Source organism: Legionella quinlivanii (assembly GCF_900461555.1).
GTDB lineage: Bacteria > Pseudomonadota > Gammaproteobacteria > Legionellales > Legionellaceae > Legionella_C > Legionella_C quinlivanii.
In genome coordinates, this window is record NZ_UGOX01000001.1 from 1866787 (window position 1) to 1892109 (window position 25323).

The following is a 25323-nucleotide window of genomic DNA, read 5'->3' on the forward strand; positions in this document are numbered from 1 at the left end:
ATACGACTAAGGCCGTGACAAGCTTCTAATTCGTCCCAACCGATTAATGATCACATCGGAATAGCTGTCCCCGGCAAAGAGCCTGAATCGCCCGCTCGATGCCGCCTGAGTAGGATTGGCTGCAAAAACCAGAAACTTGTCTGAAAGAAACCCCTGCCATTTAATCAGGACATTCCGGCAATTCCAGCTCCATTGGTGTTGTAATAAGCTGGTTTCATATCGATGATCAGGGGTATCAGTAAGCAAAACCATTCCTCTTGTCCAGTCATCACTGGCGGGATCAGCCTGTAATATCATCGGTTTTCCTGAAAGAAAGGCCTGATTTCTGGCAAAATGAAGCGCCTGAATCAGCTGATTTTGACAGACATTTAAGCGGATCTGCTGATCATTATTTTTTAGTAAGGGGGAGATTATAGAGAATGAAATCAGGATGAGTGCCAGGCAAATCAGGCTTTCAATGAGCGTAAACCCGCTATAAAGTGGACGACTTGACTTCCTTGAAGGTTTTGAATGGATATTCACTTTAGCAGCCTTTTTACATGGGCCATGCAGATAATAATTCGATTATAACTCCGATAAGAGAATCAATGGTAACTTTCAGTTAACTTGTGTAGGTAGGGCTAAAGGAATAATCAGGTTAGTTTGTAAGTGCGTGATCCAGGTTAGGCATACAGTGTATAGCAATGTCGTACCCAAATACGTAAATCTCACGATAAGGGTTTTTAAATCATTTTTGACAACATTTATTTTATGACCTATAATTTGGTCATATTAAAGGTTTTAATTAAGGTCATGCCATGCAAACATTATTCGCAACACAGGTAGCAAGTATTAGTGAATTAAAAAAGAATCCCACCAAACTTATTAATGATTCTCATGGCAAACCTATAGCTATCTTGAATCATAATACAGCAGCAGCTTATCTAATCCCGGTAGAAACATTTGAGCGATTAATGGCTCTGATCGATGAAAGTGAATTATACAAAGTAGTTGAGCAACGTTTATCTTCCCCCTTTGAGTCAATTAAGGTTGACATTGATGAGTTATGAGCTTCATTTTCACCCTATTGCACTGAAAGAATGGAAGAAATTAGCAAAAGGGCTTCGAGATCAATTTAAGAAAATATTAAAACGACGTCTAGAAAATCCGCACGTTATTTCAGCTATGCTGAGTGGGACATTAAAAGATTGTTATAAAATAAAATTACGGCAATCAGGTTATAGATTAGTGTATCAAGTTAATGATAATAAATTGATTATAACTGTTATTGCAGTTGGCAAACGGAATAACAATGAAGTTTATGATGAGGCAAATATTAGAAAAAAATAACGAAGTGTTACAAACAACAAGATTCTTATTTTGCTTAGCAATCGAGCATAGAATTGGTGCGGTAAATAAAATTAGTTGGAAAACTTAAAACGTCTAACAAATATTGCCATAAGACCAAGCACCCAACCTATATATGGACCCATTCGTTTTTACAAGCAAAATTATAATCAACAAATAAATAGAAGTAAGATTGCATCTATATATTCGACCTGTTAATGAGTCTATTGACTCTGGCCTCTATGAAAATCAGCGCTTTCTCTCCTATCTACAAAACGACTTTTTATAGTCGGCAGGTTGGTCAGGTTTTGAGAAAGCCGGTTCTTACCTGTTTACATAGTCGATTAATCGCCTTGCTTGGTACTACGTACTCTTTCTATTTCTAATCAGCGCGCGTGTTATCCATAGTTTTATCATGCTAGGAGCCCCTCATTCTTGCGGAGAGCATGATAAGGCTGTGGGTAACACGCGCTACCTTCTACTAATTCATCATTTTTTGCCTGATACGGTTTACATGATTGCAATACCGCCCATGCAATTCGAGCTGTTCTATTCGCTACAGCAGTAGTCACCACATTCGTATGCTTCTTGGAAGATAGAGCAGTGATCCATTCGCTTCGCCAATCTGTTTTTTTACCTGCATGATAAACAACCGCTCTGGCTCCATGAATAAGTAGTTTCTTTAAATCAGCATGGCCTTTTTTGATAATACCTAAAAGCCGATGTTTTTCCCCACTGGACGATTGCTTGGGGACTAATCCTATATGCGCAGCCATCATCCGCCCATTTTTAAATTGGCTTCCATTACCAACTGCCGCATAAAGTGCCAGGGCGCTTATCGGACCAACTCCAGGTATCGTGCGAAGTAAGCGACAATACTCATGCTTATTGCTGATAGTCTCTATTTTCCTATCATAATAGGCTATGCGTTTACTCAACTCTTTAAACTCTTCATAACAATCGCTAATCCCTTCTTTTAATTCTTCACTCAGCTCGTTGCTATTTGCATCAAGAAGTTGGCTAATATGTTTCTTCAAATGAGAAAAACCCTGGGGTATTACTATGCCGTACTCCAGTAGTAAGCCTCTTATCTGATTACTCAAACTTACTCGATTACCTACTAATCGTTCTCGAATACGTAATATGCTTTGCATATCTTGTTGCTCTAGCGTTTTTACAGTGACAAACTTGGTGCGGGGTCTTGTTCCGCACTCCAATATCCCATCGGTATCCTTGTCATCATTCTTATGATTCCCTACATAGGGCGTGACATGTTGCGGGCTTATTAATTTTACTTCGTGACCCATCGTGCCAAACACTCTGCCCCAGTGATTTGAGCCTCCACACGATTCCATCATGATCGTACAACTTGGCAAGCCTCGCACAAATGACTCCAGTTTGCTTCGACTCAATCTCTTCTTAAAAACCTCCTTATGATGTTTATCTAATCCTTTCAATTGAAAAACATTCTTTGCCAAATCTATTCCTAATAGGGTAATCTCTTTCATGGACCCGTCTCCTTGTTGATTAAGATATCTCGTGGATATCAACTTAATCTTGGCTCATTACGAAGCCGTTTGATAGGAGAATGGGTCCATATCATTACATCTAGTATGTGATAATCAGTTCAGAAGTGTTTTCAATTGCAAAAGATCCTTATAGGCCTTCTTTTTATCCATGGGTTTTCTTAATAAGTAGGCAGGATGATAGCTGACGATACAAGGAGTGCCTTCATAATGATGCACGCTTGAGCGCATTTGCGCCATTGAGAGAGCCTCTTTTAATAAAAACTGTCCTGCAAAGCGCCCCACGGCCAGTAAGGCAACTGGTTTAATTATCGCAATCTGCCTTGTCAAATACTGGCTGCAGCGGACAATCTCATCACCATTCGGGTCACGATTATCAGGCGGGCGACATTTCAATACATTGGCAATATAAACATCGTCCTCTGAAAAGCCTATGCTTCTAAGCATTTGGTCGAGTAATCCCCCCGCTCGGCCCACAAAAGGCTTTCCCTGCTGATCCTCATGATAGCCAGGTGCTTCTCCGATTACCATTAATCGGGCTTTTGAATTACCCCGTGCAAAAACGGTTTGTTTTCTGGTTTTATGCAATGCACATTGCTGGCAGGAAGCCACTTCCTGACAAAGAGCATTCAAATCATTAGAGTCCGGCGCTTTTACCTTCTCTTCTGAACGCTCCTGCCAAAGCTCAATACCCATCTGCTGTAAATAATATTGCTGTAATTCTTTATTCATCGATCAATTAATGCGGTGATTCATGTGAATTGTGCCAGATTAATGAGTAAATTTCGACATCTATTCGGAACTGGTCAAATTACTTTCGTAATAGATGGTCGGTAGCTTTCTGCATTAGCCAGATTAGTCAGACTAGGAAATTCATGCGATTTATAACGTTGTAAAATACTTTCGGCCTCTTGCAACATTGCAAAGCAATTAAATCGACGTTTACTTGCTTCCAAAAGTGTTTGCAAGTCGCTAATTATGCCAGAAAGTTTGCAGGATGCTTTATTTTGAAACCCTCTAAGCTCGTGGGCAAAAAAAGACCTATCAGACTGGTCCCTAAACATCTGATTAAAACCTCTTTTGTGAAATCCTGAATTACTGTTTTTGTCCGCAAGATACATCAATTCGGAAATCAAATACTTAACAGGATTGAGCCGGGGAAGTACAGATCTTAATACCCAATCATGATATTTCATCATGCCAGGCTTTTGCAGGAGGGCTTCAAAATAGCTGATAACGCTTTGCTGTGACGTTGAAGGATTCATTGACAGCTGGGTAATTTCCGATATTAAAGTCACATTCTTAGAACTATGCATTGATCTATTCCGGCTTATAAAACTGAAGAACTTAGGTGTGAATATAGCTTTGTCGCGAAGTTCAAAGTCCTTTATTTGCTCGAGTATTTCTTTCAAAATGGAATGGATATCAATGGGCTCATCCATTTTAGAAACAGCATGAATAGTTTCCTCTAATTGAGCTGAAATTTTACTGGGCAAATCAGGGATTAAGGCCGATAATCGAGCATACTTTTCCTCATTATCAATTAAATAACCTTTTTTTAAATTACCCAATAAATGGCCAAGTAATGAAACCCGTTCTGCAGGCTTAACCATTTCAAGACTTAGAATTAACCAGCTAAAGCAATTAATATGGCGCCCATGATAATCGAGCATTTCCTTTGCACTTTCAAACTCAGTTGCCATGCGAATAAACGAGTCTTGCTGATTTACCAAGCTCTCAGGAAGATGCCTGACCCAGGTTTTTACGGGCCGCGTTGCCAAGGGCATCTCTTGTAGAAAACCAGCTACTTCGTCAATGGTTTTTGCACCACGAATTCGAGGCTCAAGCCAGAGGTTAAAAAGATGATTTTCTGCGTCAACCCTCAGGTCAAGGTTTTTCAATTCTGTGGCGGTAATATTGAGTAATAGCTCCTTCATTGTCCAGAATCTAAATAATCTCGATATACTCTCCTGATCTGATAGAATTTCGATACTCGCTAGTAAATCACTTTTATCGCTTACAAGATCATCGATTGAACAATCATGAACCAGCCAGTCTCTGAGAGCACTTTGCCTGGCAGAAAATTGCTTTAAAAACCCTGTGAGTGACTTAAACTGTAATATCCACTCTCTTAAAACATTATGAGCACTAAGAGAAAATGGGAATGTAGAGGAATAACTTGCTTTAATGCTAATTGAATACAAAATAAAATCTAATTCCGATTGATTAAATTGATGGTTTGAAACTAGGGCTGACAATTCATTTTCACCCAGTGCAGTATTTATTTTATCAATGAACTGTGAAAACTCTTCTTCATTCACAAACCAGTCTGCTGGGTTTTTAATTACCAAATTCAAAAAATGCTTCAAAAATTGAATATTTTCCTGAACAGTTAATTCATTGATAGCCTCAACTTTTGAAAACTGGCTGGGGAACTTTTTTATCAATAGTGAAATGAAGGACGATAGAAACGATGTGGCACCATCATATTGATGAAAAATCGCTAACCCTTCGCTCAATGTCCTGCAAGAACCCAGTAAGCTTTCAGCAAGAAGTACTCGAAATATCTTAGCACTTGTACCTCTCAGATGCCTTTCTAATGTATTTATCGACAAGGAGCTTGTGCAAACCTCTTTCCATCTTGGGGCAAGAAATTTCAAAATCTCTATCTGCTCGCTTTCCGTATAGTTATTCAATAGTCGGGCAATTGTTTCATAACTATATTTATCTACAGGAACAGATTTCAGTTTTACAGATACTGAATTCAAGAATTCTTCATACAGTTTTTCAGTAGTTTCTTCCTGTTTCCTTGTTTCCCGATAAGGAAAGACCATATCGAATAATGTTTCAAAATCAGTTACTAATTCCGCTGCCATACTACTTTTTTCTTCCATGCTCAGTAATGGATTGGCGATCATTTCTCTTGAATATAAGCGCTTCATTGCACTGGGGCAGTTAATCTTATTATCTACATATAAGTGTCGGCTACTTAAGGATGTTAAAGCGCTCTCCATGAGTGATTGTAAATTGTCTGTTTGCTGTTCTTCTCCCATTAAAATAACAGTCTTTAATATCGGATAACGGTCTACAAACAAATTCAAAGCCTGAGAAATCTCGAATGCACAAGGCGTGATTTTGGGCCCTCCAAATGGATTTAAAGCATTAAACTGCTGACGCTCAGCTTCAGTAAATTGCTCGGGGTCAACAAAACGCATCATCACTGCCAGCAGAGAGTCTTTTAATGTGGCATCTTCTAAATAAGCCGTCTTAATACTGAGATTATCAATTTCGGGGTTGGGCGGCAGGGTTTTCCAATAGTGATAGAATTTTATTGCAGCTTTTTTAGCCATATTCTGATCGGCTAAGCCTTCTGTGCCATTTCCAAACAAGGAAGACGCATACAACTCGCGGGCTAGCTCCCTAAGTTTTGCTGCCAATGAATTATCCTGGTAGAAATAGATTTCAGCCTGCTTTAAATAATTATTGCCTTCATTACCAGCAATGCGGTATAAAACCTTAACATCCCGCTTACTTATACCAGGAAATTGAACTGCTGGATCTTTGGAGAATAATTTTTCTGGATGCGATACACTTCGTTCATAAATCTCACGAACAGGCATTAATTGACCATTGGCATTTAAGAAAAAATGCCTTGGATTAAAGCGGCTTTCCCCATTAATTTTTTCCTCTGTTTCATCCTTGAGGGAATAAACGGGCCAACACAGCAAATCTTCGCTTCTTCCAAGTAATACACTGCAAACTGCTTCATCTTTTTCAGCAATCAAGTGGGCAATTTCGACACATAATTCATTTAAAGGGTAACCCGGATAGCAAAAATAATTAAATGGCTCTCTCTGGGTGTAGTTGGCTCTCCGAGCCAACAGCTCTCGCAGGCAGGCTTTTATTTCCAGATCTGATTTTCCCGCCAGGTTTTTCAGACTTTGAATAATAATAGCTTTGTCCCACAGCATTCGCTCCACTGTGATTGTATCAATATGAGTAAGTTCAATGGCGGATCTTGGTTGGTAACTCATTAGAAGTGTATTAATTTGATTAAAAAGTGACATAGTGAGTATGGTTGAAAAATTTGTTTATATAATATCAAAACATACTTTTTTTAGGCAAATTATCATAGACAGGAAGATAATCTGTGATTACCAGGAAGTGGAGTTATAAGCCTTCCTTCTAATGCTATCTGGATTATGAGCAAAACAAAAAATCCAACTCAATTATTAGATAAAACTAAAAAGCATCTCATTACAAATAAAGAAGGTACATTGGCAATTTAGTTACCGTTACGCAATGGATTGAGTCGCTCTTCATGCTCAGGGATGTGTTCATAACGCCAGAACATTGCAGCGGCATTGCTTGAATAAGCGGGAGACGGCTTTCCTTTTAAAATTCCTGAGATAATCTGTTCTAATCGCCCCCTCGAAGAATTGAATCGATGCTCAAGCTCGCTTAAGGCTGTTTGCAACGCTTTAATTTTTTCGAGTGAAGTCAGCCGCTCAGACTCCATCGTTTCAATCAACTGTATTGCGGTTTTCCGTTTTTCTTCCGAAAGTCGGCTCCCGAACGACACAAAAAGAGAGAAACTGCCAAAACCTATCTGTTCGAGATAGCCCTTGAGTTCATCAATAGCATAGCTACAATCGAATTTATCAAGCAACGCCTTCTCTTCCGGAGAGTAGTGGGGCAACAAGGCGGAAAACTCTTCTTCAGTACAATTTAGTTGGGCCGCTGTAAGCCGGAAAGGAATCAGTTTTTGAATTGTTTCCCAGCTAAAAAGAGTCTTAAGATCTGTAAGCTCACTTACAGATCCTATAAAGCGTTCCCAGGGAATTAAATCCAGATAGCGTTCTTTGTCTTTTTCTGGAATTAGCTCTGCAAATTGTGTAAATAGCTCTTTTGAGTCAATCAACGCTTTATATTTCGTGATTATAGTCAAGCGCTCGCGGCGAAGAGTCTCTTTCACGACACCTAGCAGTGTGGTACTATTATCCACTCCTGTGGAAAACTGAGTGAACAACTGCTCTTGTAGAATTGCCTGTATTGGATAGCAATTCTGCCAGCGGATATATTCATTTTTCCAGGTGTCAAATGAGTCTATATTGTCTTTTATCGGGTTTGCGATTAAATCCGAACATTCAACCCAAGCGGCAAAGGAATAGAAGTTATCGGGCGTTATCCATTCATACAAATGGGGGCTGACGAAATTAATAATCGTCTTTCGCTGCCCACCTGTCTCTGTAAGAAGTGGTAAAACTTTAAGCGTATTTTCATAAGAACCAAGCAATGCGGTATATTTATTTTGTAGTTTTTCAAAGATCAGGTCCAGTATCGAGCTATCGACCTTATTTGTTAAGGCACAAAAATCATCTACCGTGTGGACATCTGGCGCTAGAATTTCAGCATATTGTTGCTTCAGAAAATTAGATGGCGCGCTCTTTAAACGCGACTTTAACAGATTGTATTTTTCCAGGGTATTATATTCCTGAATCAGCTTCTTAACATGCGCTTCGATAATTACTTGTTGTTGCGCTTCAGGAACGAAAGAGAAAAGACTATGTAAACTGGATTCATACGGGAAGGCCGCAAGACGATCATGAATGAGGGGAGTGACTGATGACAGTAGCGCAGGAGTATTTTTCAGGCGCATCAAACAACTATAACTTTTTATTCGCTCTGCTATAAATACTAATCCTTCAGGACGAGCGGGAACACCGCAATTGCTTTCTATGAGCAGCTGCATGAACTGTGAATCAAGATTGCCCTCACCATCGAATACAGGGGGGCGTTGGCACAATACTTCAAGCACAGCAGGCAGTAAATCTGCCATTGACGGCAACTTTTCTACGGGCTCATCTCGGTTATTTTGGATTAAAATATGATATAGCGCAGGATATTGGTTTAGAAACTCGGACAAAATATTAGAAAGCTGATCGGCACAAGGGAAAACGTCCTCTGCCAGAACACGCCTGCCCTCTTCCTCAGTTATAGCGAGCTGCATATGGAAAAAAAGCGTTAGAAAATAACTTTCCAATGGTAAATCGTACCCATAGGTCTCAAGTTTAATGTCTTTCACAAAACATATTTCATCTGGTGCAGTACCTTGTTCCTGCGGCATACTTAACTCAGCTGGTAGCTGTTTCCAAAGGGTGTAAAAAGATTCTACCGCATCGCCCAGGACCTTATTGTTGACCATTTCTTCTGAACCGGCATCCGATACCGAAGCTTTTTTAAGTTCAGTCGCCAACTTTTTTATCGCAAAGCCTAATGAATTATTATCATAGCGCTGAATATGATTTTGCTTTAAAGCCTGGATAAAGGCCCTGCTCGCATCCCCTGCCACATTCGCCAGATTAAGAAAATCCTGTCCGCCAAACTCGTAGGACAGCGTCGTTTCTTCGGGCTGAAAGTCCAGTAATACGTGATTACTGTCCAGTGAGGCCGTTTCAAATACTTCCTGGATGGGGATTAACTTGGTATAGTTTTGATTGACTATAAAGTTTTCAACCTCAAAATGACCATTGTCTTCAGTTTCAGATTTGAGAGAAAAACAGGCCCTGTTTAAACCAATAAGTCCCGGCATTAATATTTGACACACGGCCTCTCCTGGACCAGCAATTCCTTCTGCTACCTTTAGGCAAAATTGATTGATGGGTAAAAAAGGGAAACGAGTATAAGCAATCGCTTCTGTTTTAAGCATTTTCCAGCGAAGGCCTAAATAACGTCTTATTTCCAGAACAACACTTGTGGACAAAACAGAGTTTTCATCGCCAGCAATAAACCGGCAAAAGAAGGAGAAGCTGTACCGAGATTCATCCTGTATCGCTTTAATTGTTTCTGCATCAAGCCCTGGAGGTAATTCTATTGGTGTATCTTTGAAGGTTGTCAGAAAATCTTTAAGCTGTTTTACTGTAATCATGAAATACACCACAAATTGCAATGCGCCATTTTAATACAATCTGACTACAATACTCAAATGGACGATTACAAAACCATAAGTTCGTTTAGCTGCTTAAATTAAGGGGCTTTCTATTGTAGGTTACGCAGAGCTAGGCACTGATAGTATAACTGCAAGCATGCTCGTACCAATGATCCGTTGGTGTGGGCTCCTTTGGGGAATTAATCTGCCAATAATCTTTAGTGGAATCCATTTCCTGAAGCTCACCCTCTCGAACGATCTCCTGCAAGGGTTCTTCTCCATTTTTCAGAGATTCACAAAGCATGGCCAAAGCCGCCCAGGCTTTATTTTCACAAAGTTTAAGAATACGATTTACCTGATGAGGCAGCAAATCCCATTGCCCAAATAAGGCAACCTGATTCAATTCATTTTTATGTAATAAAGACTGCTCAAGTATTTTAAACTGGCGGCATAATTCGTTTATATTTTTTTCAGTTTTATTTTTTAGTAATTCAACAAAAATACGAAATAAAATATGTGTTTCTCCCTTAATCAAATTTAAACTATGCAAGGCGCGTAATGGGGAATGAGCTGAATTCGCATGCCTTCCGTCTTTATATAAACTCAAATCACTGCTTTTCTTTATCCATCCATAAGGAATATCCAGAAAAATAGGATAAATCGACTGGAAAATTCGCATGTTGGTTTTCACTGTCTTTTTCTCAACTACCTTAGGTAGTTGGCTATCGAATAGACCGCCTGAATTTTTTGTTGTTTTTACTGGATCTTTTTTTTCTCTTTCAGCAGTTGTGAAATACATTTCCCTTAGTTGCTCAATTTTCTTATCACTCATACACTGCCTTAAGCCCAGTTTTGCCAACTCTTCAAACCAATCACGATTTCCCCTGAAACAGCTGTAGTAAATGGCTTCCTCTATACCGGAAAATTTAACATGTAAATATTCTGCATTTTCAGCGCCGTTTTCAGAAAATTGATAGCGGGTATCGATATATCGTTTAGCAGCCTTATAGCCTTTCTTGAATAATTTATCCTGATCTTCCGCAGAGATATCAAATTGGGTCGCACTCACATTCCCAATAGGAATCAGTACAGTTTGACCACTATAATGCAACAATTTCAAACGGTCCTGTTCCCATCCGCTGACAGGGTCCCGTACCCCGGTGAGCAAACCATATACCCAGTTCCATAAAAAATTTTCTCTATAAATACGATGGACAAACCGATTCAAAATCCTTCGCTCAGGCCCATTATCAAATTGAAAAGCAACCAGTTTCAGACAATTCTCATGCTCTGATTTTAAAAAAGTAGTTTTATCATCGCTAAAGGCTTCTGTCGGCAGATTACTTAAAATCCCGCCATCATTATAAGTATTGCCATCGGGCAACAATGTAGGCTTAAAAACTATAGGAAAACTGGAGGACATCGCCCCCGCTTTACTGACTTCTTTGTGTGGCGAATGTTCATAGGAAAAGTAAACTGTTTTTCTTTTTTCTTTATTCGTTGCCGTTACAATCAGCTCTTCACCCAGACAGCAAGAAGGATATCCTTCCTTCAAGCGCTTTAAGGACTCAAAACTGATAACCCCGCGTTCAAAAACCTGATTGCGCAGAACTTTAGCTTTTTCTTTCCCTGCAGTCAGCTCATAATCGTATAAAATCTGATCCACCTTTTTTATAATCATGAAATCCAGTGCCGCTTTTAAGGCATCCGTATCCGAAATACCCGAGCTGTCAATATTATAATGGACAATGTTTTCTTCCTTGAACTGCTGAAAGAAAGTGAGGATCTCTGACCATGAATATCCGAGATAACACAAAATCGCCATAATGGCACCGGCAGAACTACCCGCGAATTTACTGGGCTGGATTCCACTATCCTGGAACGCTTTATAAGCGCCGACATGCGCAAAAATTTTCGCCCCTCCCCCGCAAAAGACCATCGTGTCAATTTCAGGGCGTTTTTCAATGATTAATATTTCTCCTGTATCCGGATGCTGGAATACTTCTGCTTTGTCCTTTTTTAATACAGGATGGAACGTATTGGGTTTGGATCGCTTTTTTTCAGGCTTTACAGACTCTTTTTTTTCCGTATAGCTGTTTACCAGTCGTTGCCATAATCGCTGATACCAGGCAGGAGAAGTAATAAAGCGCTCCACCTTTCGGTATTCAAACATGGCTTTCATACGCTTCTTAGGATCTCGGACATGGACTGAAAAAGGATGCGGTGAATTTAGAATAGAATCGTATTCCTGATTTTCAATATCTAAAGAGGAGAGACTTTCCACCATATCATCCGTTAATCGGAGACGCTTGGTATTTAATAGGGGCTCTTCCTGCTGATCGCCTGGCTGATGGTATTTGTTGATTTGTTTTGTGGTGCAAAATTGGTTTAATCCAACTAGTAAACCGTATTGCCCCTTGCAAATTTCCAAACCATTAAGCTGATAATCAAAAGTGAGTTCCACAGGGGATAAAGGCCATTGGTATGATTTTTTTCGATAAAATATCCAATTGATAATTCTACCCCACCAACTTAAACCCACCTCTGCAGTATAGCCTCGGTAATCGGTAGTGGCGGCGTCGCTTAAAAAAGCTCTATGGGCATTGTTCGCATGGGATTTCCAAAACCAATGATTGAATTTTTTGCGTGATTTGTCGCTTAACCCATTGTAATCAATTATTATTTTCTCTTCATCGAACAAGTAATCAGCTAGAGAAAACTTGTTATCAGGTGATTGCCCATTAATACGAAGCCATCCATAGTATGCAATCAAAACAAACTTTTTTAATAATTGGATATTGGGGTGAAAGACACTGTTTTGAGAAATCAATTCCTTCAATACCTGGTCTCTGTCCATAGAGTAATCCTTTACTTAAGATGAGCTTTGATATCTGTAAATTCCAGGTTCTATAGATCCTGCCCAGTTGCTAAGCTGCTTATCTAATTTATAACTAGCATACTTTTTGTCAGAAATGAATAGCTAAACGACCAGTATTACTGAACATTCGCACAAAACGGAAGATATACCTTGATACAGCAGGTGTATCAAGGTTAATTTTTTGATAGACTAGCCGATTTCCTGCATAATTGCTTCAACTACTCGCGCGGGATTCACTGCTCTGGTTATAGGGCGCCCAACCACTAAAAAATCGCTCCCTAGCCTGCTTGCCTCGAGGGGAGTGACTACCCGGCTTTGATCATCGCGAGAGTTCAAATCCAGTCGAACACCGGGGGTTACCGTAAGAAAAGATTTTCCACAAAGTTTCTTTATCTCAGGAACCTCGAAAGCCGAACAGACAACACCATCGACACCGGACTCACTAGCCATGCCGGCGAGACGCTGAACATGGCTATTTATCGACTCCGGAATGCCCAAAGTCGAAAAGCGCTCATCATTCATACTGGTTAGTACAGTCACGGCAATTAATAAAGGTCTGTTCCTGCCCCCTTCCAAAGCCTCTCTAGCCGCTTGCATCATCTGACTTCCACCACTGGCATGAACATTAATCATCCATACCCCGAGCTGGGCAGCTGCACGGCAGGCCTGAGCCACTGTATTGGGAATATCATGAAACTTTAAATCAAGAAAAACTTTATATCCCTTATCGACCAGAGTACTCACCAATTCGGTGCCAAATAAGGTAAACATTTCACTGCCCACCTTAACTGCACATTGGCCTGGGTCGAGCTGCTCTACCAGATTCAAGGCATCCTGCCTGCTATCAAAATCCAGTGCGACAATTAGTTGAGCTGACATTTTAAGCCATCACCTCTGAAACCTGCTCCAATGCAAGCTTCACTGACTCAGCGACTGTTTCCTGCTCTTTGGATGTCAGATAGGGATGCATAGGTAAGCTCACCACACGTCCACTTGCCCTTTCAGAAATAGGGAAATCCCCTGTTTTATAATTTAAAAAGGACAATGCAGGCTGCTGATGCATTGCGATAGGATAATGCACTGCAGTGGGGATGCCTTGTTTTTGCATCGCCTGTTGAAACTCATCACGGTTATCGACTTCAATAGTGAATTGGGCATAAACACTGGTGTTTTCCAAGGATACCTGAGGCGTTTTAACATGCTCGGATAGCAGGGAAATATATCGGCTGGCCACCTGCTGTCTCAGTCGAATCTCATTGGGGAAAAGCTTCATTTTTTCAATTAAAATTGCCGCCTGAATCGTATCCATTCTGCCATTAATTCCAATACGACGATGGTTATAACGAGTATTTTGTCCATGATTGCGAATTTCAATCAGGCGCTCAGCCAGAATATCATCATCGGTGAAACAGGCACCTGAATCACCATAGCCGCCCAAGGGCTTGGATGGGAAAAAGCTGGTGCATCCAATGGTCGAAAGAGCACAGGAATAGCGTTCATGATGAGTCGCACCAAAACTTTGTGCAGCATCCTCGATTACCGCTAAACCATGGCGTCTGGCGATTGCATTAATCGCTGTTAAATCCGCACATTGGCCATACAGACTGACAGGCATAATCGCCTTGGTACGTGAGGTAATCGCTGCTTCGATTTTTTGCGGATCGATATTGTAGGTCAGAGGGTCAATATCAACAAAAACAGGCTTGGCCTGACAGAGTGTAATCACTTCTGCAGTGGCAAAAAAACTAAAGGGGCTGGTGATCACTTCGTCACCCGGCTCAATTTCAATAGCCATTAATGCCATAAGCAAGGCGTCAGTACCACTGGCATTCACTATCACATGCTTGACGCCGGCGAACTCTGCTAATTTTTTTTCAAGCTGGGCTATCTCTGGCCCCATTATGTACTGTCCATGATTTAACACCGCGTGTATACCTTTTAAAATATCCGCTTCAATGAGTTGATATTGCTTTTTTAAATCAATAAATTGCATAATGTTCTCAGTAATTTTTGTTCGTATCAGGGTCTGACGGAATTCCAAAACTCGCCTTAATCACCCTCTAAACCATGCACAGGCTTCATTCTACCCCACTGTTTGCAACTTGGGCAATGCCAGTGAAGATGCTTGCCTCCAAAACCACAATGACCGCAACGATACACGGGCTTATTGTCCAGAAATTTGCTTGTAATATCGTATAACATTTGTAATTTGTCGCGTACTTTACCATGCGCTGTTTCAAGATGCCAAAAAATTAATCGATTTATACCTCTGATTGAGGGATAGCTGCCCAGTTTTTCGGCTACAAAATCCACTGCAGAATCCATTTCCTTTGTATTACGCAGGTACTCGGCAATAACGAAAATAGTCGAAGCCCGAGGATGATTCTCCAGCGTTTGCTGAAGGAATTCCACGCATTCGTCCATAATTCCCAATTCTTTGTGGCAGATGACTAGCGGCTCAATAATTTCAGTAATAAACTCAGGATCCTGCTGCGGTACACGTTTTAACGATCGAATTGCCTGCTTGTATCGCCCATGTTTCATATCAAGAGAGGCTTGCAACAAGCTGGCGCGTACAGACATTTTATCAATGGCCAGTGCCTGCCTGGCGGCATTCTGCGCTTTTTCAATGGCATTATCTTTAAGCGCCTGCGCTGCAATTTCGCAATAATAATGGGCCGCCTGACCATGCAAGCTTTGTCCAGTGGATACTTCAAGCTTCTTGATAGTATCCAGGGCATTTTCCCATGCCTTCTCCTGCTGATAAATAGCAAGCAAACCTTGTAAACTACAGATTTCCTTGCTGCCTCCCAGCTCCACGACTTCGAGAAAAATACGTTCCGCACGGTCAAACACGCCAGCGCTCATATAGTCCTGGCCAAGTGCGAGTAAGGCCTGTTTTCGATCGGCAAGACTTAACTGTGGTCTCGCAATCAGGTTCTGATGAATTCTGATGGCCCTGTCAACTTCGCCTCGACGGCGGAAAAGACTGCCCAAAGCCAGATGGGTTTCAACCGTTTCACTATCAATTTCCAATAGCTTAATGAATACATCAACTGCTTTATCAGGCTGTTCGTTAAGCAGATAATTCAATCCAACGACATATTCCCTTGATAGTTTATTGTTTGGTTCGGATTTCTTACCTGAATAATTACGGCTTGCAACCCACCAACCAGACCAGGCAGCAGCAGGCAATAACAATGGCCATAAGTTAATCATTAACACACTCCATTAATTCACTAAGTCCGGGATTTAAAGACAAGTGCTGCATTCAAAATACGTTGTTCAGAACAATGGCAATAGACTATCAAATTCAGCCCAATTAAAAAACCTTCTTAAAAGGCAAATTTAGCGATCGAACTGCTGTTACTTCCTTATTTCTATTGCTCCCCTCTGCTCAGTAACACCACAAAACGCTCATTATGCCTTTTTTATTGGCAATCATGGAGATATAATACCTATTTTTTGGTTAAGGAGCTAAAATGCCACGACGACCCAGGCGAATTAAAAAATTGAGTAGTCAAGGCTCAATTGTCGATATGACTAATTTTAGTACAAACAATAGTGAACACCTACCAGAGTCTCCTATCACTCCTAGCGCTCAAAGTAGTCAATCTTCAAATATGGATATCGAAAACCCGAGTAACAATAGTACTCAACTCAAGCCAGAACCTTCGCTTATCAAACGATTTGAGGAAAAAATTATACAAAGAGCAACGGAAAATCGCATTTCGCCACGAGAGCAAGCGTGCAATGAGTTGAATCAGGCAAACATTACGCCTATGAGTATTGAAGGACTAAAGGAAGATGGTAAGTTTCCTCGAAGCAAAATAGAGCAGTTTATGCTGTATACACTCTGGAAGATGGAAAAACCAGTTGTAAAACAACCGACCGCCGCTGAACCCACAGCCGAATCCACGTCAGAAAAAGTAGCACCAACCCTTAATAGCCTCCTGACTAAAATGCAACTATAGCGGATGAATTGGTGCCTTATTCGCTAATACCACATTAAGCTCATTGTGTATTAACCTTTTAAATGTGAACTAGTCTAGCACATCATTATCAATTTAGAGGTTTAAATGATAATAATTAAGCAAATTGGAAAACGACGTGCTCGTCGAAGCGGTATTTCAAACTTTGATGCTATTCGTCGAATGTTAGATGAGGCAGTGGCAAACTTGAGTACAAATAATAGTCCGCGCTCTTCAGTTGATAATTCAGTTACAATTAGCGTTACCGGGAGTGAGGTTAATATAATCAGAGGTAACAATACAATTCCAGCACCTGATTTTGTGACGCGATATTGGCTAAAACTTCCAGAAAGAGCAAACGCCAACGGCCAAGATCAACTCGAGCAACTCAGAGTAGACCTTAATAAGGAACAAATTTCGCACGAGAGTATTAAAGAACTAAAGGAGTCTGGTGAATCTCCTCGAAGTAAATTAGAGCGGTGTATGCTATTCCTGTTTTGGAAGGTCGATAGACCCGTTGTAAAACAAACGAAGATGGCTGAACCCACAGCACCAGAAAAAACAGCACCAGCTCCCAAATAGCAACCTGTCCATCACCTTTATCCATAAGATTGCCCTCCACAAGACTTGATTTACTCTGATTTGGAGGGCTTACTTTGTTCGATAGTTTACGGACGCATAAATCACTTATTAGACTGCTGACACTTACCTAGTGTTGATCTTTTAGAGGAATATCTCGCAGATTTTTGATTTCCTTTTCAGTGAGCCTGAGTTGATTGCGCATTTTTGAAAATTCAACTTTCAGGCGCCAATACTTGCCTAGTGCAAGGAAAAAACCAATGACAAGCCCCAAGGCTAACATTATTGCCATTAATACGGCTATTGGCATGGTAAAGGTCTTTACGTATAAATTGATGGGCACGGAACTCGCGTTTAGAGCTGCAAATGTCACACCTACAATTATAAGAATTAAATAAACAAAAAACATAAGTAAACGCATTTTTATTTACCTTCCTATGCAAACGATGCATAAATTTACGAAGTATTATCATCCCTCGCAGGAGGACAATCAAGTCTTAGCATGAAACATATCAAACCTGATTAAGAATCGTATAAATAAAAAAAAAGCGTAGTTAAACTACGCTTTTTTACTGGCATCAAGAATTAATCTTTGGTTGCCATTTTTTCTTTAAGCAGATCACCAAGAGTTGTCGAAGCAACTTCTCCACTTCTGGAGTATTTCTTGATGGCTTCAGCTTGTTCCTGAGCATCTTTGGCTTTAACAGAAAGGGCAATGCTGCGATTTTTCTTATCAACATTGATAATTTTTGCTTCAATTTCATCACCTTCTTTGCAGAAATGGCTGGCATCATCTACACGATCTTCAGATAACTCATTCGCGCGAATAGTACCATAGATTTCCGGAGCCAATTCAAGAGTCACATTTTTAGCATCAACAGCAGTAACGCGTCCTTTGACAACGCTTCCTTTGGTAAACTCATCAACAAAGCTTGAGAAGTTATCGCTTTCAAGTTGCTTCAGGCCCAGAGAAATACGCTCTCTTTCTGCGTCAATGGCTAAAATAACGGCTTCCAGCTCTTGACCTTTCTTGAATTGTTTAACGGCTTCTTCACCAGGAATAGTCCAGGAAATGTCAGACAGGTGAACCAATCCATCAATATCGCCATCCAGACCAATGAAGATTCCGAAGTCAGTAATAGAACGGATTTTTCCGCTGACTTTCTGACCCTTGCTATGGCTTTGAGAGAATTGATGCCAGGGATTGCCGACACATTGTTTCATACCCAGAGAAATACGACGTCTTTCTTCGTCGATCTCCAGTACCATCACATCAACTAAATCGCCCATTGAAACAACTTTGCTTGGGTGAACGTTTTTGTTAGTCCAATCCATTTCAGACATGTGAACCAGACCTTCAACGCCCTCTTCGATTTCAACGAAACAACCGTAGTCAGTAATGTTGGTAACTTTACCTTGCAGTTTTTTGCCGACAGGATAACGATCAACCAGGTCAACCCAGGGATCATTACCTAACTGTTTCATGCCTAAAGATACGCGATTACGTTCGCTATCAAAGCTTAATACTTTAACTTTGACATCCTGGCCTACAGTCAGTAACTCGGCTGGATGCTTAACTCGCTTCCAGGAGATATCAGTGATATGCAGAAGACCATCAATACCGCCCAAATCAATGAATGCACCGTAGTCAGTAAGGTTTTTAACGATACCGTTAAGAATTTGACCATCATGCAGTGACTCAAGCAAGGCCTGACGATCAGCGCTGCTTTCTTCTTCTACAACAGCGCGACGTGAAACGACAATATTATTGCGCTTCAGGTCCATTTTAATCACTTTAAATTCTAATTCTTTGCCTTCCAGGTAAGAAGGATCGCGAACAGGTCTGACATCAACCAAAGATCCTGGTAAAAATGCGCGGATTGTACCAATCTCAACAGTGAAACCACCCTTGACTTTGCCCGAAATTAAACCAGTAACGGTTTCATTGTTTTCGTGACATTTCGACAGCTTGCGCCAGGCTTCCTGACGTTTGGCCTTTTCTCTTGATAACAGAGTTTCGCCATAGCCGTCTTCCACTGAATCGAGAGCTACTTCGACCGTATCACCGATGTTAATTTCCAACTGACCATTTTTATCGTGGAACTCTTCAACAGCGACAATACCCTCGGATTTTAAGCCAGCATTTAATGTGACAAAATCGTCGTCGATACCGATAACTTTTGCAGTGATAATTGCGCCAGGGTAAAATTGCGCACCAGCGATACTTTGTTCAAATAATTCTTTGAAACTTTCAGACATGTTAATAAACTCTTTAGTAAAAAAATGAAAGTGTAATTCCGAATTACGCTTCCCCCCATACAAAACTGTTTGTAAGTATCTACAAACACTGGACTAAGCATAAGCAGCTTTTTGCAAATATGCAAATAATCCCTTCTTATTCGATCAGGTTGTGAAATAGTGTCCCGATCTAGCGGAAGAACGAATGCCCATTTATCAATTTTAAAACATTATTAAAGACTTGTACAATCGTTAATCCAGTGGTGTCGACTAAAATCGCATCCGATGCCGGTTTTAGTGGTGCATGAACCCGTTTTGCATCACGATCATCACGCTGAGCCAACTCATCGATCACCTGCGCGAGGCTAACATCAATTCCGCCATCTTTCAACTGATTGTAGCGCCGCTTTGCTCTTTCCTCTGCTGAAGCAAAAAGAAATATTTTAAGTATAGCCTCTGGAAAGACTACTGTTCCCATATCACGACCATCGGTTACCAGGCCAGGAACCGTGGCAAATGCACGCTGCCGCTCAAGTAAGGCCGCGCGTATTTCCGGCACTGCAGCAATAACTGAAGCATCTTGTCCACATTGCTCGCTGCGAATATTCTCGTAAACATTCACTCCATCAAGAATGACTTGCTGCTCTTCAGCATCCATTTCAAATTTGACATTCAGCTGATTGGCTAAATTAACAATCGCGGCTGCGTCTGAAAAAGGGATGCCTCTTAATCGAACTGCGTAAGCCAGGACTCGGTAGATTGCTCCACTATCCAGCACATGCCAGTTCAAATGTTTTGCCACCATATGACATATGGTTCCTTTACCTGTTCCGCTAGGTCCATCAATAGTTATTACAGGAGCTTTTTTCTCACGCGTCATTATGTACCTCTCGGATATTTAACTGTAAGGCTTGCGCAGTCCTGATAAAATCAGGGAATGAAGTGGCTACGTTATTGCAATCTTTGATTACAATCTGTTCTTTTGCCACCGTACCCGCAATAGCAAAAGCCATTGCTATTCGATGATCCCCATAACTTTTTATCTCGCCTCCCTGCAGGTTACCACCCTTTATAAATACGCCGTCTTCAAATGCCTGAGCCGTTATTCCAAGCCTGCTAAGTCCTTCAACCATCGCTCCAATGCGGTCACTTTCTTTACTACGTAATTCTTTTGCCCCATGTAAACGGGTTTGGCCGGAAGCACAGGCAGCAGCAATAAAAATTACCGGGAATTCATCAATTGCCAGTGGAACTAACTCCACCGGAATATCAATACCTTCAAGAGGAGCATGACGGATATATAAATCAGCCACTAGTTCCTCGCCAAAAAGACGTTTATTGCTTTGCTCAATAGAAGCCCCCATTTGGCCAAGAATCTGAATAATTCCAGTACGCGTTGGGTTAATGCCTACATTTCGGATGAGCACTTCAGAACCAGGAATTAAAGTAGCGGCGACAATGAAAAATGCGGCTGAGGAAATGTCGCCTGGCACGATAATATCAGTCCCAATACATTCACTCTCGGAATTAATCGTAATATGGTGGCCACATTTCTGAATCGGATATGAAAAAGTGGTCAGCATGCGCTCTGTATGATCCCGGGTAAATCCGGGCTCGGTAACCGTTGTTTCGTCTTTTGCGTACATGCCGGCTAAAAGCAGACAGGATTTAACTTGAGCACTGGCCTCCGGCATCACATAATGGATTCCTTTCAGCTGCTGGTGACCGTTGATTGTAATTGGGGGTTTCCCATGTTCGGTACTGATATCAGCGCCCATTTGAGTTAAAGGCCGGCTTACTCTCTCCATAGGACGTCGTAGCAAACTTTCATCCCCTGTCAGAATGCTGCTAAATGACTGGGCAGCCAGTAAACCCGCTAATAAACGCATGCTGGTTCCCGAATTTCCACAGTCAATAACCTGCTTGGGAGCACTCAGGCCATATTTACCCTTGCCATGAATAATAACCTGCTTGTTAAAAGGCCCTTCGATCTCGATTCCCATGCTGCGAAAGGCCTGCAAAGTAGCCAGGCAATCCTCCCCCTGCAGAAAGTTTTGAATACTGGTTGTGCCTTTTGCAATTGAACCAAGAATAATTGCGCGGTGAGAAATCGACTTGTCACCTGGAACAGAAATTTCACCGGAAATCGTTTTGACCGGCACACTCACAAAATCATAACTAGCATTCATTTTCATGTTCCTTGGCAAAGGCTGCCATAAAATCAATCAGCTTATCCACTGCGGCAAGCGGCATGGAATTGTAAATGCTGGCTCTTAAGCCACCCACTGTACGGTGCCCCGCCAAAGCGAGCAAGCCCTGGTTGCGGGCTTTTTCAAGAAATTCTTCTTCAAGCTGAGGCTTTTTCAGAGTAAAACACACATTAACCAAAGCCCGATCTTCTTTCCTTATCTTACAGCCATAAAAATCAGAGGCATCAATAAACTCGTACAATAATCTGGATTTAGTGCAATTCAATTGGTACAAAGCCTCAACTCCTCCCTGGCTTTTAATCCATTGGAACATTTTAAGTGCCAGATAGCAGTTGAATGTAGGGGGAGTGGCATACATTGAACGGGTCGTGGTGTATGTTCTATAGTCAAGCATTCGCGGAATGGCGTTATTGCCTATCTCTTTAATTAAATCGTCTCGCACAATAACCAGCGTCAAACCGGCATTGGCAATATTTTTCTGTGCACCTGCAAAGATCAGTGCATAGTCATTAATATTAATAGGCTCGCTAAGCAGGCAAGAAGTCATGTCAGCGATTAAAGGAATATTATTTATAATCGGCGGTTGAGAGAATCGAAGTCCGTTGACTGTTTCATTAGGCGTATAATACAAATAACGAGTATCCGGCAAAATCTCCCAGGCGGATCGTTCTGGTATCCGACTATAGTTTTTATCAGCAGAACATACGCTATACGCATTGCTTAGGCGGCAAGCCTCCTCATAGGCCATTTCTGACCAGATTCCTGTCTGAAAATAACCTGCTTTTTGATTTTCAGACAAAAAATTTAAGGGAATCATACCAAATTGGCTACGGGCGGCTCCACTGATGAATAGCACATGATAGTCACCGGGAATAGCCAGCAGCTCCCGTAAAAGTGCTTCTGACTCTTCCATTATCTGAGTAAATTCTTTGGTACGATGGCCAATTTCCATCACTGACATCCCGGTATGATTCCAGTCTAATAACTCAGCCTGAACCTCTGACAGGATTGCATCGGGCAGCATCGCAGGCCCCGCGCCAAAATTGTATCCTCTACTCATCGGAATCATCATCCATTTCAAAATCTTCTGAATCGCTATCCCCCTCACCCAGATCTTCAATGCGCTGCATTCCTACCACATGCTCGCCTGAGCTGACATTAATCAGACGCACGCCCTGAGTGTTTCTCCCAATAATGGATAGCTCATCTACTCTAAAGCGGACCAGGGTTCCCTTATCAGTGATGAGCATCGCCTCGTCTCCTTCACTGACCTGCAGGGCTCTTACCACTTTACCATTTCGTTCATTGACCTGAATGGAAATAACGCCTTGACCGCCGCGACCTGACACACGGTATTCTTCAACATCCGTTCGCTTGCCATAGCCATTTTCGGTAGCGGTCAGTATGGTGCCCTCCGGTTTGGCGACAACCAGAGAAATAACCGATTGATCTTCACCTAATCGAATCCCCCGCACGCCTCGCGCGGTGCGCCCCATCGGTCTGATTAATTTCTCATCGAATCGGATCACCTTGCCTGCATCTGTAAAGAGCATAATATCTTTACTGCCGTCCGTAATATCCACACCTACGAGGCGATCATTTTCATCCAGATCTACTGCAATAATCCCATTGGCTCGTGGTCGGCTAAAGGCTTCCAGAGAAACCTTTTTGACGGTACCAAAACGGGTTGCCATAAATACAAAATATCCTTCATTGAATTCTCTCACCGGCAACATGGCATTAATGGCTTCATCTTCTGCCAGCGGTAAAATATTAACAATCGGTTTGCCGCGGGAAATACGACTGGCCAAAGGCAGTTGATAGGCTTTAAGCCAATACAATTTGCCATGATTTGAAAAACAAAGAAGCGTGTCATGAGTACTGGCAATCACAAGACGTTCTATAAAGTCTTCGTCTTTAACATTGGTCGCAGACTTGCCTTTTCCACCTCTTCTTTGTGCCTGGTAGGATGAAATAGGCTGGTATTTGACATAGCCCTGGTGTGATAAAGTCACAACAACATCTTCTTCAGTAATCAGGTCTTCAATAGTCAGATCTTCCTGTGATGCCGTGATTTCAGTGCGGCGCTCATCGCCAAACTGTGATTTGATTTCAATTAATTCATCTTTAATCACCTGCATCAATCGCTCAGGTGAGGCAAGAATATCCATTAAATCCTTAATCTGTTTGAGTAAATCCTCAAACTCGTTAATAATTTTTTCCTGCTCCAGTGCAGTCAAGCGATGCAATCTTAATTCAAGAATTGCCTGCGCCTGTGCAGGAGACAATTTATATCCATTGCTTCCAAGGCCGTACTCTGATGGGAGATCATCAGGGCGGCAAGCATCGCTGCCGGCATTTTCAAGCATGGCCTTGACCAAGCCAGGCTGCCATTCTCTGGCCAGTAAGGCTTCCTTCGCATCTTGCGGGGTGGGAGACTTTTTGATTAATTCAATCATTTCGTCAATATTGGCTAAGGCAATCCCCAATCCTTCTAGTAAGTGAGCTCTGTTTCGTGCTTTTTTCAGTTCGTAAATGGTACGGCGGGTAACGACTTCGCGGCGATGTTTGATAAAGTATTCAAGAATTTGTTTTAAATTCAGTGTTCGCGGCTGACCATCCACCAGGGCAACCATATTGATACCAAACACATTTTGCATTTGAGTATGGGCATAGAGATTGTTTAGAACCACTTCAGCGACCTCACCGCGCTTTAGCTCAATCACAACACGCATACCCTGCTTGTCTGACTCGTCCCTTAGACCGGAAATACCTTCAATCTTTTTATCCCGAACTAATTCAGCGATTTTCTCAACCAGACGAGCTTTATTTACCTGATAAGGCAGCTCATTAATAATAATTGCCTGGCGTCCGGAATGACTGTCGGTTTCAATTTCAGTTCTTGCCCGAATAGAAATTCGCCCCCTGCCTGTACGGTATGCCTCGAGAATGCCCGCTTTGCCATTGATAATAGCAGCAGTCGGGAAATCAGGACCGGGAACATATCCCATAATATCTTCAAGCGTTAAGTCGGGTTCCTCTACCAGTGCAATACAGGCGTTAACAACCTCGGTTAAATTATGCGGCGGGATATTAGTCGCCATACCCACTGCGATTCCTGATGAGCCGTTGATTAGCAAATTGGGAATGCGAGAAGGTAAAACGACGGGAGCGAATTCTGTCTCATCATAGTTGGGACTGAAATCCACTGTTTCCTTTTCCAAATCCGCCAATAAGGCATGCGCGACCTTGGACATACGCACTTCCGTATACCGCATGGCGGCGGCCATATCCCCATCGACTGATCCAAAGTTTCCCTGACCATCAATCAGCATATAGCGCATTGAAAAAGGCTGCGCCATCCGAACAATCGTGTCATACACCGCAGTATCACCATGCGGATGGTATTTACCGATTACGTCACCAACCACACGAGCCGATTTTTTATAGGGCTTGTTCCAATCATTCCCTAACTCGCTCATAGCAAACAGGACTCGGCGATGAACCGGTTTTAAGCCATCGCGAACATCCGGCAAGGCACGGCCTACGATAACACTCATAGCGTAGTCGAGATAAGACTGTTTGAGCTCGTCTTCTATATTGACCGGGATGATTTCTTTTGCTGAATTGATCATAGCTAACTGGCGTCCTTCTGCATCACTCAAAA

General features: G+C 41.7%; 19 protein-coding genes. 4 read left to right on the plus strand and 15 right to left on the minus strand.

The window, feature by feature from the left end; translation table 11 throughout:
• Positions 1 to 6: 6 nt before the first annotated feature.
• Positions 7 to 522: a GspH/FimT family pseudopilin gene (locus DYH61_RS08090; protein ID WP_058508387.1), complete on the minus strand. Its 516-nt coding sequence runs from the start codon at positions 520 to 522 to the stop codon at positions 7 to 9.
• A gap of 275 nt (positions 523 to 797) precedes the next feature.
• On the opposite strand from DYH61_RS08090, the gene DYH61_RS08095 reads away from it, so the two are divergent.
• Positions 798 to 1049: a type II toxin-antitoxin system Phd/YefM family antitoxin gene (locus DYH61_RS08095; protein WP_058508388.1), complete on the plus strand. Its 252-nt coding sequence runs from the start codon at positions 798 to 800 to the stop codon at positions 1047 to 1049.
• Entirely contained in the window at positions 1039 to 1329 is a 291-nt protein-coding gene (locus DYH61_RS08100) for a type II toxin-antitoxin system RelE family toxin (RefSeq protein ID WP_058508389.1), read from the plus strand. The genes DYH61_RS08095 and DYH61_RS08100 overlap by 11 nt, the downstream gene beginning before the upstream one ends.
• 410 nt (positions 1330 to 1739) lie before the next feature.
• Here DYH61_RS08100 and DYH61_RS08105 read toward each other — a convergent pair whose 3' ends face one another.
• The 8 genes from DYH61_RS08105 to lapB form a co-directional block, all read right to left on the minus strand.
• Complete coding sequence (locus DYH61_RS08105; protein ID WP_115343307.1) at positions 1740 to 2834, minus strand: IS110 family RNA-guided transposase; 1095 nt, start codon at positions 2832 to 2834, stop codon at positions 1740 to 1742.
• 114 nt (positions 2835 to 2948) lie between these two features.
• On the minus strand, positions 2949 to 3584 hold the full coding sequence (locus DYH61_RS08110) for a uracil-DNA glycosylase (RefSeq protein WP_058507507.1): 636 nt from the start codon (positions 3582 to 3584) through the stop codon (positions 2949 to 2951).
• 74 nt (positions 3585 to 3658) lie between these two features.
• Positions 3659 to 6823, minus strand: coding sequence for a hypothetical protein (locus DYH61_RS08115; RefSeq protein ID WP_058507506.1), 3165 nt, complete (start codon positions 6821 to 6823; stop codon positions 3659 to 3661).
• Positions 6824 to 7137: 314 nt separating this feature from the next.
• Positions 7138 to 9780 (minus strand): hypothetical protein, encoded by a 2643-nt coding sequence (locus DYH61_RS08120; RefSeq protein WP_058507505.1) that lies wholly within the window; start codon positions 9778 to 9780, stop codon positions 7138 to 7140.
• 130 nt (positions 9781 to 9910) lie between these two features.
• Positions 9911 to 12637 (minus strand): Dot/Icm T4SS effector VpdC, encoded by a 2727-nt coding sequence (vpdC, locus tag DYH61_RS08125; RefSeq protein ID WP_058507504.1) that lies wholly within the window; start codon positions 12635 to 12637, stop codon positions 9911 to 9913.
• A 210-nt stretch (positions 12638 to 12847) separates the two neighbouring features.
• Positions 12848 to 13537 carry an orotidine-5'-phosphate decarboxylase gene (gene pyrF / locus DYH61_RS08130; protein ID WP_058507503.1) on the minus strand — a complete coding sequence of 230 codons (690 nt, stop codon included), beginning with the start codon at positions 13535 to 13537 and terminating at the stop codon, positions 12848 to 12850.
• 1 nt (position 13538) lies between these two features.
• On the minus strand, positions 13539 to 14651 hold the full coding sequence (locus DYH61_RS08135; protein WP_058507900.1) for a DegT/DnrJ/EryC1/StrS family aminotransferase: 1113 nt from the start codon (positions 14649 to 14651) through the stop codon (positions 13539 to 13541).
• 56 nt (positions 14652 to 14707) lie between these two features.
• Positions 14708 to 15877: a lipopolysaccharide assembly protein LapB gene (gene lapB, locus DYH61_RS08140; protein ID WP_058507502.1), complete on the minus strand. Its 1170-nt coding sequence runs from the start codon at positions 15875 to 15877 to the stop codon at positions 14708 to 14710.
• 263 nt (positions 15878 to 16140) lie between these two features.
• Here lapB and DYH61_RS08145 point away from each other — a divergent pair, with 263 nt between their 5' ends.
• Both DYH61_RS08145 and DYH61_RS08150 read left to right on the plus strand, forming a co-directional pair.
• Positions 16141 to 16632, plus strand: coding sequence for a hypothetical protein (locus DYH61_RS08145; RefSeq protein ID WP_058507501.1), 492 nt, complete (start codon positions 16141 to 16143; stop codon positions 16630 to 16632).
• 105 nt (positions 16633 to 16737) lie between these two features.
• On the plus strand, positions 16738 to 17211 hold the full coding sequence (locus tag DYH61_RS08150) for a hypothetical protein (RefSeq protein WP_058507500.1): 474 nt from the start codon (positions 16738 to 16740) through the stop codon (positions 17209 to 17211).
• 127 nt (positions 17212 to 17338) lie between these two features.
• Here DYH61_RS08150 and DYH61_RS08155 read toward each other — a convergent pair whose 3' ends face one another.
• From DYH61_RS08155 to gyrA, 6 genes are all read right to left on the minus strand, one after another.
• Positions 17339 to 17617 carry a LapA family protein gene (locus tag DYH61_RS08155; protein ID WP_234999823.1) on the minus strand — a complete coding sequence of 93 codons (279 nt, stop codon included), beginning with the start codon at positions 17615 to 17617 and terminating at the stop codon, positions 17339 to 17341.
• Positions 17618 to 17793: 176 nt separating this feature from the next.
• Positions 17794 to 19467, minus strand: a complete 1674-nt coding sequence (gene rpsA / locus DYH61_RS08160) for a 30S ribosomal protein S1 (protein ID WP_058507498.1) — start codon at positions 19465 to 19467, stop codon at positions 17794 to 17796.
• Between the two features lie 169 nt (positions 19468 to 19636).
• Positions 19637 to 20326: a (d)CMP kinase gene (gene cmk, locus DYH61_RS08165; RefSeq protein WP_058507497.1), complete on the minus strand. Its 690-nt coding sequence runs from the start codon at positions 20324 to 20326 to the stop codon at positions 19637 to 19639.
• Entirely contained in the window at positions 20316 to 21635 is a 1320-nt protein-coding gene (aroA, locus tag DYH61_RS08170; protein WP_058507496.1) for a 3-phosphoshikimate 1-carboxyvinyltransferase, read from the minus strand. Before aroA ends, cmk begins: the two co-directional genes overlap by 11 nt.
• Positions 21625 to 22716, minus strand: a complete 1092-nt coding sequence (serC, locus tag DYH61_RS08175) for a 3-phosphoserine/phosphohydroxythreonine transaminase (RefSeq protein WP_058507495.1) — start codon at positions 22714 to 22716, stop codon at positions 21625 to 21627. Before serC ends, aroA begins: the two co-directional genes overlap by 11 nt.
• A complete protein-coding gene (gene gyrA, locus DYH61_RS08180) occupies positions 22709 to 25291 on the minus strand; it encodes a DNA gyrase subunit A (protein ID WP_058507494.1) in 2583 nt (860 codons plus the stop codon). The genes serC and gyrA overlap by 8 nt, the downstream gene beginning before the upstream one ends.
• Positions 25292 to 25323 lie beyond the last annotated feature (32 nt).

Bases quoted from the DNA above. Each gene is read 5' to 3' on its own strand.
- rpsA (WP_058507498.1), bottom strand. From the start codon at position 19,467: ATGTCTGAAAGTTTCAAAGAATTATTTGAACAAAGTATCGCTGGTGCG.
- DYH61_RS08100 (WP_058508389.1), top strand. From the start codon at position 1,039: ATGAGTTATGAGCTTCATTTTCACCCTATTGCACTGAAAGAATGGAAG.
- pyrF (WP_058507503.1), bottom strand. From the start codon at position 13,537: ATGTCAGCTCAACTAATTGTCGCACTGGATTTTGATAGCAGGCAGGAT.
- DYH61_RS08135 (WP_058507900.1), bottom strand. From the start codon at position 14,651: ATGCAATTTATTGATTTAAAAAAGCAATATCAACTCATTGAAGCGGAT.
- DYH61_RS08155 (WP_234999823.1), bottom strand. From the start codon at position 17,617: ATGTTTTTTGTTTATTTAATTCTTATAATTGTAGGTGTGACATTTGCA.
- DYH61_RS08115 (WP_058507506.1), bottom strand. From the start codon at position 6,823: ATGCTGTGGGACAAAGCTATTATTATTCAAAGTCTGAAAAACCTGGCG.
- lapB (WP_058507502.1), bottom strand. From the start codon at position 15,877: ATGATTAACTTATGGCCATTGTTATTGCCTGCTGCTGCCTGGTCTGGT.
- DYH61_RS08110 (WP_058507507.1), bottom strand. From the start codon at position 3,584: ATGAATAAAGAATTACAGCAATATTATTTACAGCAGATGGGTATTGAG.
- DYH61_RS08150 (WP_058507500.1), top strand. From the start codon at position 16,738: ATGATAATAATTAAGCAAATTGGAAAACGACGTGCTCGTCGAAGCGGT.
- cmk (WP_058507497.1), bottom strand. From the start codon at position 20,326: ATGACGCGTGAGAAAAAAGCTCCTGTAATAACTATTGATGGACCTAGC.
- serC (WP_058507495.1), bottom strand. From the start codon at position 22,716: ATGAGTAGAGGATACAATTTTGGCGCGGGGCCTGCGATGCTGCCCGAT.
- vpdC (WP_058507504.1), bottom strand. From the start codon at position 12,637: ATGGACAGAGACCAGGTATTGAAGGAATTGATTTCTCAAAACAGTGTC.
- DYH61_RS08145 (WP_058507501.1), top strand. From the start codon at position 16,141: ATGCCACGACGACCCAGGCGAATTAAAAAATTGAGTAGTCAAGGCTCA.
- DYH61_RS08105 (WP_115343307.1), bottom strand. From the start codon at position 2,834: ATGAAAGAGATTACCCTATTAGGAATAGATTTGGCAAAGAATGTTTTT.
- gyrA (WP_058507494.1), bottom strand. From the start codon at position 25,291: ATGATCAATTCAGCAAAAGAAATCATCCCGGTCAATATAGAAGACGAG.
- aroA (WP_058507496.1), bottom strand. From the start codon at position 21,635: ATGAATGCTAGTTATGATTTTGTGAGTGTGCCGGTCAAAACGATTTCC.
- DYH61_RS08120 (WP_058507505.1), bottom strand. From the start codon at position 9,780: ATGATTACAGTAAAACAGCTTAAAGATTTTCTGACAACCTTCAAAGAT.
- DYH61_RS08095 (WP_058508388.1), top strand. From the start codon at position 798: ATGCAAACATTATTCGCAACACAGGTAGCAAGTATTAGTGAATTAAAA.